Origin of the sequence: uncultured Ellagibacter sp., from assembly GCF_934617235.1 — a bacterium.
In the GTDB taxonomy this organism is placed as follows: Bacteria; Actinomycetota; Coriobacteriia; order Coriobacteriales; family Eggerthellaceae; genus Ellagibacter.
Genome location: NZ_CAKTTZ010000017.1, coordinates 29,099 through 43,738 on the forward strand (window position 1 = coordinate 29,099; position 14,640 = coordinate 43,738).

Genomic DNA, 14,640 nt, shown 5'->3' on the forward strand with positions numbered 1-14,640 from the left:
GAGGCATGGGAAAACCCAGCGTGACAACTCAGGCGATTGTTGGCATTCCGGCGCTTTTTTATTGCTTCGCTCTTCAGAAGCTCATTCCTGCGTTGGACCCTTTGGGCCCGGCGGCGTTCTCGCCCTTCATAGCCTATGGCATTTCCAACATTGTTTGTGGCGCTGCTGCTCTAGCTCTGGTTCTTTTAGCGAGCCGCGTCGAACCTGTCTTCCTTAGGCGCGCACTGCTGATCTCAGGAATCGGATCGCAGATTGCGTATGCTCTTATTTGGCTCGCTTTTCCGTTCGCCCATCCAATCTTAATGCCAGCGCTGGCATGTGCTGCCTTATTGCTCCGAAGCATTGGGATTGTGTTCGTTTCGGCACTGTGGATTGACTTGTGCGCCACTCTCAACCCCGTGCGGGCGTCGTTTCTCAACGCTGTGTGTATCGCAATCTCGCTTGTGCTTTACTTTTTCGTGATGGAGTTGGATCACTTGCGCATCGGAATGCTTGCCATCCTTCTATCCGCCATCATTTGTCTTGCTTATTGGACCGCCCAAGGCCGGTACCTGGATGATGGGCTCTCTCATCATTCTTCGAGGCATCGGATCCCTCTTCTGCGACGGACGGCAATTTTCGTGGCAGTGTACTCGCTTACCAGCAATGTCATCACATCGACCATTGCGACCGGGCACTCGCGTTTTGCTTCCTTGATTCCCGCGCTGATCATCATCGTATTCATACTGTTCCAGGCCAAGCAGTTCAATGCTGCCGTTCTCTACCGGATGGCATTCCCCTGGATGGTTGCCGGCTTCTTGCTGGCATCTGTTGTGACAAGCTCGTATTGGGGTATTTCGGGAATCATTCTGGACGCAGGATCGGCCGCGATGGGGATGTTGTTGTTCTTGGTGGTGTGCTCGCTCTCCTATAGTACAGGGGCTTCGGCGCTGAGCCTATTCGGCATACTTAGCGCAGTGCAGTTTTGCGCAAGCTTCCTCGGGGCGGCTATAGGCGAATTAATTCGTTGTGATTTATCCCAAACAGGATTTGGTGCTTTGCTCGTTTTTGTTGTGTTGGCCGTTGTCGTTGTGAGCTGTTACTTCATGTCGGAAGACTCGCTCCTCTCGTTTTTCTCGCACCGCGATCGGCATGAAGGAGAGTCGACAAAAAGTGCTGAAGAAGAGCTCGAACTGAAGATCAGCTTACTGAGCGTATCCTATTCGTTGACCGAACGCGAAGCAGAAATTCTTCAGCAACTTGCACAGGGCAGGTCGAACAGCGACATGGCCAACGCGATGTTTATTTCCGAGAGTACGGTCAAAACTCATCTGCACCACATCTATCAAAAGTTCGGCGTGCACAAGCGCAAGGAACTTGAGGAAATCATCGCGAAAAGGCGGTAGAGGCAAGAGAAAAGGCGTCTGCAGGAGAGTGCTTAAATTCGATATGCGACGGGGCTTGGAACTGTTGCGGGAGGCCCCCGGCGCCCTTCGCCTTGTTTCGTGCTCGTTCAACTTCGCTAGAAAATTCCGAATGCCACTGACAACAAAATCCGAATTTTTTTCAGGATAATCCGAATATTGGGAGGGGGAAATTCCGAGTCGGCTTCCCCCTCCCAAGTTCCCTTACGCAATATGGAGCAGGCGGTTGGCGTTCTCGAAGAAGACGAGGTTTCGCAGCTCTGGGTCTCCCTCCGTGGCTATCATCACTTGCTCGACCTGACGCTTGTAGCTTCCGAACGGATAGTCGGTGCCGAACATGATCCTCTTGCGTCCGAATAGCTCGATCATAAGCTCGATGTCCTCGTGCGACCTAAACGACGTGTCGGCATACACGTTGTCGAGTCCCTGGGACAATTTTGCGAGCCGCTCGATGTTGCCCGCCGCGGTTCCACCACAATGAGCTGCGACGAAGTTGATTTCAGGATGGCGCCTCGCGCATTCGACCAGATGGGCGAGGTCGCCGAACTCGGGCGTGGCGTACTGGTCGTTGATTTCGGGGTAGTAGTACAACCCGGCTCCGCAATGTGATGTCACGGGCTTTCCCGTCTTCGCCCAGTAGTTCAGCGCTTCTTCGGTCAGGGGATCGTCGAGAGCTCGCTTGCTCAAAATCGGGTGGAGCTTGAGGGCATAGGCACCCTTCTCGGAATCTTCGAGCAGCTTTTTCCCGGCGTCCTTGCCGAGTCGGTAGTCGATGCAGGTGAATGGGATGCACCGCGGCTCGACCATATGGGCGACCTCGTAATCTTCGAACGACAAGGCTGGCATGATCGGCAGCACGCAGATGTAGTCGATGCCGCATTCGTCCATTTCGCGCTGCATGTTCTCGAGCGTGTTCGTCCGACAGCGCTCATGGTTCACGTCGATGAACTCGTGAAGCGCCTCGTCGGTGTTCTCGGTGATAAACGGCCCTTTGAACCCGCGCTCTTCCCTGACGGTGAACGGGTCGGGCATGTCGGCGGGCTTGAGGCCCAACTTGTAGATGACGTTGTGCGCATCCTTGAATATGTCGCCGAGATGCGCGTGAAAATCGATGATGGGTTGATCCTTCATTATGTCCTCCATCTGAAACGGCTGGTGATAGTCGCTTTACGCAACGCTGCCGCGGCAGGCACCGTGAAAGGTGGCTGTAGTGGCTCAGAAAGAGGCGGACATGGTGCACTTGCAGAATGCATCATAATCCCCACAGGTGGTATGCGTGAAATTCGATTTACGGCACTTGCTCATTCGGAATGGCCTTGCTTGCTTTCGCAGTTCGAATGAATAGCATTCGATTCAGGAATAACGCTTCTTGAATAAAGAGGCAGAAGCAGGCATCTCATTCGAATGCGCTATGCTATGCACATGCGAAATCGCGCAACAGGGGGAGGGCGACTATGCTGAACGCCAACTACATTATCGAGTTCACGGAGCTTGCGAAGCGGCTCAACTACACGGAGACGGCGCGTGCGCTCAATATGAGTCAGCCGTCCCTGAGCAAGCACATCAGCCAGTTCGAGAAAGACCTCAAACTCGAGCTGTTCAAGCGCGATGGCAATACGCTGCGCTTGACGAAGAGCGGCGCCGAATTGCTCCCTCTGGCGTATCGCGCGATCGAGGCGATGGAGGAGCTCGATAGCAAGGCGCACTATCTGCGGCGACACCCGCCTGCCCACCTATCGATTAGTGGCCTGACGGACGAAGGGCCTTCAACGGAGGTTCTTGGTTTTCTCATCTCGCTACTCAACAGCGAATATGGCGCGAATTGCCTTGAGGTGAAGCGTCGATACAACAAAAACCCGGCCGAGATGCTTGAATCGGGAGACGTCGATATTGTGTTCGACCCCGCCCCGATCGACGAGGTGGCGGACGATGGCAGCGTCGAGGTGCTGCGAGTTGCGGACTTGAAGCTGACCGTAATCGTCGATGCGGGGAATCCGTTAGCGTCGAAAGACCGAATCGGAGTTAGCGACCTTAAGAAATCGACCTTCGTCAAGTACGAGGGAATCTATCTGAGCAGGTCATGGTGCTATATCGAGGAAGCGTTCGAGCGGCATGGTTTCACTCCGAAAACCCGTTCGTGCCTCTGCTCAAGCATTCCCGAGCTGTTCGCCTTGTGCGCTGGCCTTGGTGACATGGTGCTTGTCGTGGGGTCGAACTTCGGCGCGAGAATTCCCGAGGGAATCAAGCCCTTCTGCCGCGTGGTCGATGTGGAGGATGAAGACTTCTGCATGCCATTGCAGCTCATGTACCGGAAGGATAACGACAACCCGGTTCTGGCGGAGCTTGTCGCGCGCATCGAAGCGATGCCGAATCCCCCGTTGAGGTTCGAGTAGGGTCGGCTGCGTGAAGGCTGCCTGCGCGAAAAAGGGGAGCCTGCAATGTGAGGCTCCCCCGATGTCGGGCTAATTGTCTTGCAGCGAAAATTCGCAGATGGCGCGATTTCTTAGGTAACGCGGCTTTCCAAGTTGGAGCATAGGCCCCTAAACTTCGTGCCCGGGTTGTTTACTGCTTTTTGGTCTTCTCCGCGATTAGCTGCTTGCCGCCGAGGATGAAGAAGAACAGGAATGGCAGGAGCATGCCGCATGCCATGAGCGGAAGCGCGATGGGAAGCTTCGACCAATTCGGAATAGCAAGCGGGCAGATGATGCAAAGCGCGAATAGTATAACGACGATGCACATCATGATAGCGAATGGGACGGTGCCCGAGTCGCTGCTTCCGCTGTTCTCGCTGGTGAGCGTATCGAGCGATTTCCCGTAGGTGTCGCGCACGAAGACGAGCGTGCAGATGAGGCCGAGCGCGAAGGGGATGATCAGGGTGAGCACGACGCTTGACCAGTTGGTCGTCCCGCCTGTCTGGAAGATTGCCATCGTGGCGATGCCGCCAAGAACGATGGAGGAAGCCGACCCGCCGAAGCGCGCGAACGCCTGGCACCACGCGGTGCCCGTGTTGCGTATGGCCGTCGGATACTGCTCGGGCATAAGCGGGTAGATGGCCGAGATGGCGAAGTTGAGCGCGAACCCGAAGGCGAGCATGAGCACGGCGCAGATGATGAAGCTATCGGGCGTCACGAACAGCGAGCAGGCGATGATGACGACGATGCAGAGAATCCAGGCGAAGATGAGGCATTTCTTCCTGCCCATCGTATCGGAAACGTATCCGACAAGGCAGTTCGAGATGATTGCCGCGACGTTGTTCCAGGTCTGCAAGGCGACGGCGTCGGAGGCGGAGTAACCGATGCACTTGAACCAGGTCGGAAGCCAGGCGTTCATGCCGTATACGCAGAACTGGCCAACGAAGCAGACGGTCCAGATGGCGCTCGTGCCGACGATGAACTTCTTCGAGAAGAGCACGTTCGGGGTGGTCTTCTCGGGGCGAGGTGGGATGATGATCGCGTTCGGATCCCTCTTAGTCGAGGTGCCGATGGACTTCTTCTCGAACTCGGCGAGGACTTCGATGGCCTTCTCGGTCTGCCCGGTGTTGGCGTACCAGTGTGCGGTCTCGCGCATGGCGAATGCGAGGAAAATCGCGTACAGGACGGGGATGCCGCCGATCAGGTAGCAAAGGCGCCAGTTGGAGAACATCGTGGCGGTTGTGCCGTCGGCGTTCGTGTAGGTCACCATCTCGGTGAAGCCGCCCAGAAGCGGGGTCGTGGCGTTGCAGATGGGGTTGGCGACAAGGCCCGCGATAACCCAGCCGCCGACCATGCAGGCGCCGCCGCAGGTGATGAAGAAGCCGCGACGGTTCGAGGGCATGACCTCGGAAAAGACCGTGTACACGACGGGGATGCAGGAGCCGACGCCTAGGCCCGCGATCAGGCGGAACGCTGCGAACATGGTAAGGTCGCTTGCGAATGCCTGGGGGAGCGTGAAGACTCCGTAGAAGGCAACGGCACCGATGAGGACCTTCTTCCGTCCGATTTTGTCGGAAAGGATGCCGCCGAATGCGCCGCCGATGACCATGCCGAGCAGGCCCCATGTGGTAAGCGACCCCATGAGCGCTCCCGGGTTCGGGTCGTTCGGCCAAAACGTGTGGGCGACGAATAGGTTTGTCGAGTTGATGATCATGAAATCATAACCATCGAGCACCTGGGCGAGCGATAGGATGATAAAGAGAACCCAGGAATGCTTGGTGATTCCGAAAGAGTCGATGACTTCGGAAATCGTGAACTGCTTTTCGTTCATTGTTCCCCCTCCCCCTCAAGAACATCAAGGTGAAGTCATATGTTGGCGAAAAAGATTGCAAGTGCTTTGTCCGCCGTGGAGCGACGAGCCTCTCCCTTCTCCCTTCTGCTCGCCGCCTCATGGAAGCTAGTCTATTCCGATGAGGGGACATAAGAAAAATCGCACTTTTTCAAGAAGCATATTCCCGAAATAAAAGGGAGCTATTCGATTTTTTTGAAGGGGAAGGAGCCCACACAAGCGAGGCATCGGGAATGAAACTCTGCAAATGGGCGGAGGGAGAGAGTGCATTGATTTGCTTCTCAATGCCTTTTTGATGACGCGCGCATCCTGTTTTTCGGGTGACAGGATCATCGCAAAACTGATTCGATGTAATGCGCCCCAGATAAAAAAGTTCGGCGCACCGATAAGCCGATGCGCCGAACGAGGGTAAGTGCATGCTTTACGAAGATGCTTCATCGGGTAAGGACCAGTTACCTGTCTTGAAGCAATTCCGATGTCACTACGGCACGAAAATCACAACTTTCTCTCCGATTTCGTCCGCGCGCTTCGACAGCTCCTCAAGGGTTCCGTACTCCATCACCTTCGCCTGGCAAGTTTGAACGCAGTTCGGGAGCTTGCCTTGAGCTGTCCTCTCTGCACACAGGTCGCAAAGCTCGGTTGGGTGGGGGATATAGTCCCAATGCCATTCGCCATCAGGCAGCTTCCAGGGGCCATCCTCCGACAGCTTGATTCCCCATTTCCCGAGGGGGATGTCGTGCTCGTTTTTGCAGGCCATCTCGCATGAATGGCATCCCGAACAATACTTGTAGTTGATGAGCAGGCCGTTTTTCATGGTGAATCACCCCTTTCTATTTGTTGCCGTCATCGTCGTTGGCATCGGTCACCTTGTAGATATTGCAGATGTTGCACTTGAAGGTGTTTCCGAACCCGAGTTTGCCGATGACCTTATGCGGCATGATCATATTGATGTTGGATTGGCGGAAGCCGAACAGGTTGGGCTCTTCGCCATCTTGCTCGGGGAACCACCATCCATGGTGAGCGTGGATAACTCGTTCGTCGATGCCCTCGGTCAGATGAGCAACCTCTTTGACTCGTCCATTCTGGTTCTCGATCCATACCCAGTCTCCCTCGACGATGCCGAGTCTCTCGGCAACCTTCGGGTTCATCTCGACGGTGGGCCACTGGTCGATTTCGCGGAGGCGCTTGATCTGGCGATGCTCTGAATGGAAAGAGGTGTACTTACGGCCGCCCGTCGTTAAGACGAAGGGATATTTCTCGCAAAGCTCTGGAGTGCTTATGGGGCTGAAAGGCGGCTCCTGGTAGTAGGGCAAGGGGTCGTCTCCGTATTTCGCGTACATCGTGGACCAGAGTTCGATGCGGCCGGTGGGGGTCATGTAACCCATCTCTCCATCGGGGCGCATGAGCCCCTTCGCGCATTTGCGGTAAATCTCCTCAGGCTGGATGATGCCCTTCTCGCGGAATTCCTCCCAGGTCATATCGTCCGGGATGCGGATTTTTGCGAGGTAATCATCTTCGTCTTTGAATTGGCTCCAGTAGTCGGGGAACATGCGTCGGCCGATTTCCATCATGAAGCCCAGGTCGCTTACGCCCTCGACGACGTCGATTGCCTTGTTGCAGGCGCCGTTAAAAGCGACGTTGAAGCCGTAGTGAGACTCAACTAAGGTGTCGTGTTCCGCCCATGTCTTCAAGGGGAAGATGAGGTCGCAAAGAGCCATCGTTGTTGGATTCTGGAACAGTTCGGTGGCGACGCAGAACTCGAAGCTTTCCTTCATGGCGTTGAGCCATCGCTCGGGAGCTGCGCTGATGGCACCGCCAACGACGTTCGAGCTCTGGAACACGCCCATGCGCAGGCGATACGGCTTCTGCGTTTCAAGCGTGTCGAGGACGCTGTCCGGATGATTTGTCGACATCAGCTGGCACACGAAGGGGAACTCCTCGGCGCCGATGCGCTTTGCAAATAGCTCTTCGGTGACGGTTCCCGCCTCCATGGCGCGGTTGATCATGTCGACATTCGTGTCGTCATCGATGGGGAGTCCGAGCGTGTTGCCGCCAGGAACATCGAGATTATCGGTAATCGCCATAAGCGAGAGAAGGGCCTGGCCGACCTGAATGCCGTTGGGGTTCTGGTCAACCGAGAGCCCCCAACCGATAGCGCTGTGCTTGCCCGTCGCGTATTTTCGTGCAGCATCGACGATGAGTTCTTCGGGTACCCAGGTGATCTCCGCGACCTTCGAGGGAGGATATTCCTGGACTCGCTCCTTAAGCTCATCGAAACCGTAGCACCACTTATCGACGGCGTCATGGTCGTAAAGATCCTCGTTGATGATTACGTTGAGGAGTCCGAGTGCGAGCGCCGCATCGGTGCCAGGACGAAGTTGCAGGTTGATCTCGGCTCGCGTGGAAAGCCAGTTGATGCGGGGATCAACGCAGATGAGCTTCGTGCCGTAGTCCTTCATGAGGTCGATAACAGCATGACCCCAGAAACCGTCTGCGTTCGATTTCAGAGGCTCTTTGCCCCAGAGCATGATATATTTCGGCGCTTCCCAACCTGGGTGGTCGTAACGGTCGGGATAACGTGCTGCGTAGTCGATTTCGGGATAGCCACCGCCCATGAGGTACGCCATTGAGGAGACGCGCGGCGCGTAGCATGCCCAACCGCTCTGCGCATAGCATGCGTTCGGTGTACCGAACCCCATGAATGCTAGTTCATTGTGATAAACGGTTGCCTCGCGTCCGGTTCCGCAGAAGACGACGATTGATTCGGGGCCGTACTTCTCTGTGAAATAGCGAGTCTTCTCTTCGAGGATGTTGAATGCTTCGTCGAGCGAGATCTCTTCCCATTTGTCCTTGCCGCGATCCTCGGGGGCGCGCTTCAAGGGCTTGTAGATGCGATCGGGATGATAGATGACATCCTTGATGGCGAGGCAGCGTGGGCACAGGGCTCCTCTTGTGACCGGATGCTCGGGATCCCCCTCTACACTTACCAGCTTCCCGTCTTTTACATGAAGCTGCAAGCCGCACCCAACGGGATGGCATCCTGGGGGAGACCATGCGCAGGTGCGAAAGATCGTCTCTCCGTTTTCCTCCCGTTTCCATGGTTTGCTCATGACCGAGTCCTCCTTTTCTCGTCTAGCCAGCTTGCCGGGCTCTTGTTCTTGGCAAGTGCCTAACTGGTACTTAGAAGATAATCCCAGGTGATACTGATGGACAATCGACAACAGAGCGGACTCGACAAGTGCCACTGGACACTTTTTTGCTCATGACCAGCAGTGCTGCATGCTGTTAAAGATATGAGCAGGCTAGGAATCGGAGCAAAACCTATACTCGGTTTTGTTGAGGAAAGTGCGAGGATGGTGGTTGGTGATGTCCACTTCAATGCATGTATGCAATCCATATTGCGGTCGTTGCAAGCCTCCGAAAGAGCCTCTGCTCGTGTGCGAGCATTGCGGATGCATAAACGATCCCGAGCTCGGAGAGTTCGGTATGTGTAAGAAATGCGGGGAGGCGCTTCCCCCGCGGCAGATTCCGGAGCCAATTTTTTGTTTGAAAATAGAGGAGATGTGCGCTCGTCCCTGCGGTCTCGGATCAAAGCGTCCTCGAATTAAGGCTCAAGCTTGTCGCTACCACACGCCTTTGCCCTGATAATAATCGCAAACGATAACGGCGAAGCAAAGCGCTGAGCGTGGCATGGCGCAACCAGCTGCGTGCGAGAGTCCTCGTAGAAAAGAAAAACCGGCCAGAGTATCTGGCCGGTTTTTGTGGAGTGAGCGGGCGACATGGCATTTCGCTCGCGTTCGAAGGGACGCGCGTCTAAGGCTCGTCGTTTCTTTGCGCTCGAGCAACGCGCAGTTGGCAGGCTGACAAAACTATTTCGTTTCCTGCTTGTGTATTTTGCCCTTAAGGCCAAGTTCGGGAATTGCGAACACGAACACTGCGCCAGCAAGCAATACGCACACGCTGAGGAGCATGAAGAACATGACCATATTTCCTCCGCAGAGCGGCGCGATTACGAAAGACGGGATAATGAACGCGGACAAGTTTTGGAAGAATGTCTGGATGCCGCCAGCCGTGCCCATGTGCACTGGCTTGATGGTGGGAATCATGCCGACGGAGCCTTTGATGATTCCGATGTTGCCCCAAACGATGAAAGCGCCGAGGAGCATCAAGGGTAATGTTGCGCCCGAGACAGGGAGCCACCATGCAACCATCAGCAGCCCTGCCCCGAGGAATGCCATCACGCCAAAAACTGGCTTCATACGTTGCAGCTTGTCTGCAATAGGGCCGCAAACCCAGTTAGATGGCATGCCGGCCAGGTTGATAAACGATGCCCACGCAGCTGCTGTAGCAGGGTCGATTCCCTTCTCTGCCAAGCCTGCGGGGATGTTGCCGGCATAGGCGGCAGAAGAAGCCATGGAGAGCATCATGACAACCGATACCAGCAGTAGCGTTTTGTTGCTGAAGCATGCCTTGACTGCGGTAATCGAATAGGAATCTTTCATGATCTCGGCGTCCTTCGGCATTCGGGCTAGTACGAACCAGAGAACGGTTGCAACCACAAGGACGATGGCACTGCAGATCCACGTTGCGCGAAGGTCGGTTATGTTTGCAGAGGCATACGCCATCATGCCGGTAACGCCGATGCCTGCGCCTGAGACGTAGAGAGTCATACCAGTCGTGATCTTCGTCCCGAACCAGGCACGAAGGAACTTCACTGAGTTGGAATTCATTCCCGCAAGGCCCATGCCAATGAAGAAGCAGGAAGCATAGAGCATTGCAAAGCTATCGGGTGTATCGCAGAAGATCCTGGCAATGCCGGCGATCGATGCGATGATCATGCCGATTCCCAAAATCTTCACGACGCCGAATTTGTCGGCTAAAATCCCCATAGGAATTGAGAATAGGGCGCCTGTTAAAAAGCCAATAAGCGTAAGCTGCACAAAAGCGCCCTGGTCGATCCCCCAGTCTCCGATGATCGTTGCAGAAAATGCGCCTGGAACAGCAACTGCACCCATCAACGAAGCGTGCATCAATCCGATGCAGATGACCGCCACCCACCGATATGGTGATAGCTTTTGCTGATTAGTCATCTTTTTCGGCTCAGCTGATGTACTCATACAATTCCCCTTTACCTTGTTTCCCCATCGGCGTTTACCGACCTTGATTTGCACTCTACGGCGCGCGACGTAGGGAGGGATAGGTGCATTATCTCCTAGATGAGCAGCGTATTTTTTCAAGTGGATTTAGATGTCTAGAGGTTCTGAACAATTATATGGTTTTGTTTATCGCGTGAGCTCCTGCATAAGTGTTTTGCTCATAGCAGTCACCGCTGTGGAGAAAAAAGTATTAACCGAGGAAAGGGGCTTTCGTGGAAAAGAGCGCAAAAAGGCAAGCTGCTCCAAAAGGTGCGCGACCTGGTGTTCGCGCTTATCAGAACACCGTTCTTGTCAGTCTAGTAATTCTCCTGATTGGACTTGCGGCTGCCTGCACTCAGTACAAAGCCTCTACGATTCTGACCGCTATAGCGCCGATGTTTGATTTGGCGAATGGCGGTGCATCGTGGATCATGTCCATATTCACGTTTGTCGGCATCTTCGTCGCGCTTCCTTCCGGGAAGGTGGCGCAGCAATTTGGATTTAAGAAAGCGATTCTCATCTCCGTCGCCATTCTTGTTGCTGGATCGCTGATCGGGCTTCTTTCGAATCATAACGGGGCAGTACTCATTATTTCTCGTGGCATAGAGGGTGCGGCGCTTACGTGCATTACCGCCTGTGCTCCTATTGCAATCAAGCAGTGCGTGCCGCCTGAGAAGATGGGCATTGCGAATGGGATATGGGGATGTTGGGGAAATGGAGGAGCCGTAATCGCTTGCGTGCTTACTCCGCAGATCTTTGAAGCTGCGGGTTTCGAGGGCGTTTGGATTGTCTTTGCGATTGTCTCTGCGATTGCGGCTGTTCTTTTCGCGATCTATATTAAGACGCCTTTGCGGGAAGTTGGGCTTACCGAGGCATATGAAGAAGCGGCGGGGCTCGCCGGGAAAAGTTCCTATCGAGAATTTGCCAAGCGTGACAATTTTTTGCTTCTTATAGCATTCGTCTGCATGAATCTCATCATGCTTGCATTGCTCGGCCTCTTACCCTCGATTCTCCAGCTTCCTGAAAAGGGTTTTAGCATGTCGCTAGCTGGCTTTGCCACGACGCTCGCCTCGCTTCTCGCGCTGGTCTCTTGCCCGTTCTTTGGATTTCTCGCTGACAAGATGGGGCGTATTAAGCCGCTGCTTGTCACAACTCTCGTAGTGCTTGGCCCGTGTCTATTTATTATGTATACGCAAACAGGAACATTATTCTGGATTGCGGTTTGCATCCTCGGCCTCATTGGATTTGGCTGCACGGGATTGTTCATTGCTGGGTGGATGCAGCTCATGCCTCGATCTGAAGCAGTTGCGAAAGGCATGGGCCTTCTAACCTTTGTTCAGTGCGTCGGCCAGTTTCTCGGCACCTTTTTTGTGCAGCTTCTGTTGGGCCCTTCGTATGGAAACTACTTTGTAGCGGGCATCGTTTTGATGGTTATTGGGTTTTTGGGGACTGCGGCAATTTTGATTTCTCGACTCAAGTAGCGGCGGGTATATAAGCGCCCCCCTTTGTGTCGTCTCTCTTTCGCCTTGATGCTTTTTGCTGTACGATGACTAAAAGGGTGATACTGAGGGGGAAGTTATGGCCTTTCAAGACGACGATTTATCTGCGTACGAAAATCACTTCTCGGGGTCTTTCCACACAAAGGCAAGAATCGTGAAGGCTTTTGACGATTTATGCAAGGAAAAGCCTTACGACAAAATAAAGATCGAGGACATCGTAGCTGCGACGGGGCTTAGTCGTTCGGGGTTTTATTACCACTTTCAGGATAAGAATGACATCCTTATCTGGCTTTCATGCCAGAGCTATAGTGCTGGTCTCAAGGAAACGGGGCGAACTCTTACTTGGCATGAGGCCCACCGAAGAACAACCTGTTATTTTATGAAGTTCAAGGCTTTGTTTGTGGCAGGGGCGAGTTGTCGGGAATATCGAGGTGGACAACCCTTTTTTGTTCGTTGGCGGCAGAGACAGCTTACGGAAACCATGCTCTCTTATCAGCAAAAAGAGATTACGCCTTTAATCAAGTTCCAAATTGAGGCAGTCCCTTACGTCGAGATTGCAATGGCTCAGAAATTCATGCAGGGAGAGCTCGGAATTAGCCTCGACGAGTATTGCGAGATGATCGTAAGCCTTGTCCCCCGAGAACTGTATGAGGCGTTAGCTGTTCCGGCTACTCCTGCTCCATCGGGTGACTCCATGTTTCTGTTCTAGGTTGGCATCGCAGCCTGTTTTCTCCATGGGAGACTGCGGGATTATAATGCGATGTCGTATGCACTGAGCGGTATAGTAAATGGAAATTCCGAATACTTCTCGCATGAAAATCCGAATATTGGGTGGGGGAAATTTCGAATGAAACTAACAGGAAAATCCGAAGATTTTTAACAGGAAAATCCGAATCGACACACTCAGGGCGCCCGAAAGACGCTAGACTCTCATCAATGTTGCGAGTGAGGGAAAGGCGCTATGGGAGCGAACTTCGAAAAGCCTGAGGGATATATGCCGCGCGTTGCCGACGCGCAAATCGAGCGGTACCTGAAGGCGTTTGGGGCTGTTGAGATAGCGGGGACAAAGTGGTGCGGCAAGACGTGGTCTGCCCTCATGCACGGAGCCTCGGTTTCCTATGTTGACGAGCATTTAGATTTGGCTCGCGCCGACCCGTCCATGATGCTGATGGGGGCTCGCCCTCATGTAATCGACGAATGGCAGCGCGTCCCCGCCATCTGGGATTGCGTCCGCCATGAGGTCGACCGGGCGCGCGGAACGCGCGGCGCTTTCATACTTACAGGGTCCTCGACGCCCGCAGCCTGCCAGGGCGAGCAGGGGCCCGCGCATAGCGGCGCTGGGCGGATTGGCCGCGTTCGCATGAGCCCCATGAGCTTGTTCGAGTCCGGGGAATCGAGCGGGCAGGTCAGCCTTTCGGGTTTGTTCGCTGGTGAATTCACGCCGTGCGTTGCCGAGCGCGACACAGTGGGGCTTGTCGAAGCTGCCTGTCGAGGCGGCTGGCCGGAGGCCGTCGACATGGAAGTCGACGCAGCGCAGCTTATTGCCCGCGAGTACGTTACGGCGGCGCTTGGCGTGAGCGTTCCTGCGCTCGGCCTCGATCCCGATATCGCTCGCAGGCTCGCCGCCTCCCTCGCGCGGAACCTGGGGCAAGCTGCAACGTATAAGACGATAATCACCGACATGTTCGGCGCCGAGGAGAGCCCGCTCAGCGTGATCGACGAGGGGCGGGTGCGCGTCTATCTCGATGCGCTCAAGGGTATGTACATCGTGGAGGAGGTTCCCGGATGGGCGCCTCCCGCCCGCGACAGGAAGCGCTTCGCGACGAAGCCCAAGCGCTATCTTGCCGACCCGAGCCTTGCCTGTGCGCTGCTCGGCATGTCGCCTGCTGCGCTCCTTGACGATTGGCAGACGTTCGGGCTGGTGTTCGAGAACATGGCGGTGCGCGATCTGTCGGTTTACGCCCGGGCGCTCGATTTGCTCGATGACGTGCCCGTTCGCTACTACCGCGATGACTCGGGGGTTGAGGCTGACGCCATCGTGCAGCTCGCCGACGGTCGTTGGGCGGCTTTCGAGTTCAAGGTCAGCGAGGACAAGGTGGAAAGGGGGGTCGCGAGCCTTGAGCGCATGCGCCGCAAGGTGTGCGAAAACCCCCGCTCGCAAACGAGGCCTCCCGAGTTCATGGCGGTGATTACGGGAGTGGGCGAGTACGCCCGCGAAGTGGCCGAGGGAATCGTTGTGGTGCCGATTCGCCTCCTTGGGAAGTAGGAGAAGCGGCACCGCGAAGTGCTCCGTGAGCTGCCAACGTGAAGCCGGTTGTTGTCCGAATGAACGCCACAAAAGCT

10 protein-coding genes are annotated in these 14,640 nt (G+C 55.0%); 5 read left to right on the top strand and 5 right to left on the bottom strand.

The annotated features are described in order from the left end of the window. The first annotated feature begins 5 nt into the window (after positions 1 to 5). Entirely contained in the window at positions 6 to 1,385 is a 1,380-nt protein-coding gene (locus Q0G85_RS04795) for a response regulator transcription factor (protein WP_297155246.1), read from the top strand. Positions 1,386 to 1,607: 222 nt separating this feature from the next. On the opposite strand, the gene Q0G85_RS04800 is transcribed toward Q0G85_RS04795, so the two are convergent. Beyond that, positions 1,608 to 2,534 (bottom strand): amidohydrolase family protein, encoded by a 927-nt coding sequence (locus Q0G85_RS04800; RefSeq protein WP_297155248.1) that lies wholly within the window; start codon positions 2,532 to 2,534, stop codon positions 1,608 to 1,610. Between the two features lie 323 nt (positions 2,535 to 2,857). Between Q0G85_RS04800 and Q0G85_RS04805 the strand changes: the two genes are divergently transcribed. Then, positions 2,858 to 3,796, top strand: a complete 939-nt coding sequence (locus tag Q0G85_RS04805) for a LysR family transcriptional regulator (RefSeq protein ID WP_297155250.1) — start codon at positions 2,858 to 2,860, stop codon at positions 3,794 to 3,796. Positions 3,797 to 3,965: 169 nt separating this feature from the next. On the opposite strand, the gene Q0G85_RS04810 is transcribed toward Q0G85_RS04805, so the two are convergent. The 4 genes from Q0G85_RS04810 to Q0G85_RS04825 form a co-directional block, all read right to left on the bottom strand. After that, positions 3,966 to 5,645, bottom strand: a complete 1,680-nt coding sequence (locus Q0G85_RS04810; protein WP_297155252.1) for an MFS transporter — start codon at positions 5,643 to 5,645, stop codon at positions 3,966 to 3,968. Between the two features lie 499 nt (positions 5,646 to 6,144). Further along, complete coding sequence (locus Q0G85_RS04815) at positions 6,145 to 6,477, bottom strand: 4Fe-4S dicluster domain-containing protein (RefSeq protein WP_297155254.1); 333 nt, start codon at positions 6,475 to 6,477, stop codon at positions 6,145 to 6,147. A 16-nt stretch (positions 6,478 to 6,493) separates the two neighbouring features. After that, positions 6,494 to 8,773, bottom strand: a complete 2,280-nt coding sequence (locus tag Q0G85_RS04820) for a molybdopterin-dependent oxidoreductase (RefSeq protein ID WP_297155257.1) — start codon at positions 8,771 to 8,773, stop codon at positions 6,494 to 6,496. Positions 8,774 to 9,532: 759 nt separating this feature from the next. Continuing rightward, on the bottom strand, positions 9,533 to 10,780 hold the full coding sequence (locus Q0G85_RS04825; RefSeq protein WP_297155259.1) for a nitrate/nitrite transporter: 1,248 nt from the start codon (positions 10,778 to 10,780) through the stop codon (positions 9,533 to 9,535). A 251-nt stretch (positions 10,781 to 11,031) separates the two neighbouring features. On the opposite strand from Q0G85_RS04825, the gene Q0G85_RS04830 reads away from it, so the two are divergent. From Q0G85_RS04830 to Q0G85_RS04840, 3 genes are all read left to right on the top strand, one after another. After that, the gene (locus Q0G85_RS04830; protein WP_297155261.1) at positions 11,032 to 12,279 is read left to right on the top strand and encodes a CynX/NimT family MFS transporter; all 1,248 of its coding nucleotides are present in this window, start codon (positions 11,032 to 11,034) and stop codon (positions 12,277 to 12,279) included. 97 nt (positions 12,280 to 12,376) lie between these two features. Beyond that, on the top strand, positions 12,377 to 13,006 hold the full coding sequence (locus tag Q0G85_RS04835; protein WP_297155263.1) for a TetR/AcrR family transcriptional regulator: 630 nt from the start codon (positions 12,377 to 12,379) through the stop codon (positions 13,004 to 13,006). A 252-nt stretch (positions 13,007 to 13,258) separates the two neighbouring features. Then, a complete protein-coding gene (locus tag Q0G85_RS04840; protein ID WP_297155265.1) occupies positions 13,259 to 14,563 on the top strand; it encodes an ATP-binding protein in 1,305 nt (434 codons plus the stop codon). The last annotated feature ends 77 nt before the right edge of the window (positions 14,564 to 14,640 follow it).

Coding starts and splice junctions, on each gene's coding strand:
- Q0G85_RS04820 (WP_297155257.1), bottom strand. CDS start 8,773: ATGAGCAAACCATGGAAACGGGAGGAAAACGGAGAGACGATCTTTCGC.
- Q0G85_RS04795 (WP_297155246.1), top strand. CDS start 6: ATGGGAAAACCCAGCGTGACAACTCAGGCGATTGTTGGCATTCCGGCG.
- Q0G85_RS04810 (WP_297155252.1), bottom strand. CDS start 5,645: ATGAACGAAAAGCAGTTCACGATTTCCGAAGTCATCGACTCTTTCGGA.
- Q0G85_RS04800 (WP_297155248.1), bottom strand. CDS start 2,534: ATGAAGGATCAACCCATCATCGATTTTCACGCGCATCTCGGCGACATA.
- Q0G85_RS04835 (WP_297155263.1), top strand. CDS start 12,377: ATGGCCTTTCAAGACGACGATTTATCTGCGTACGAAAATCACTTCTCG.
- Q0G85_RS04815 (WP_297155254.1), bottom strand. CDS start 6,477: ATGAAAAACGGCCTGCTCATCAACTACAAGTATTGTTCGGGATGCCAT.
- Q0G85_RS04840 (WP_297155265.1), top strand. CDS start 13,259: ATGGGAGCGAACTTCGAAAAGCCTGAGGGATATATGCCGCGCGTTGCC.
- Q0G85_RS04805 (WP_297155250.1), top strand. CDS start 2,858: ATGCTGAACGCCAACTACATTATCGAGTTCACGGAGCTTGCGAAGCGG.
- Q0G85_RS04825 (WP_297155259.1), bottom strand. CDS start 10,780: ATGAGTACATCAGCTGAGCCGAAAAAGATGACTAATCAGCAAAAGCTA.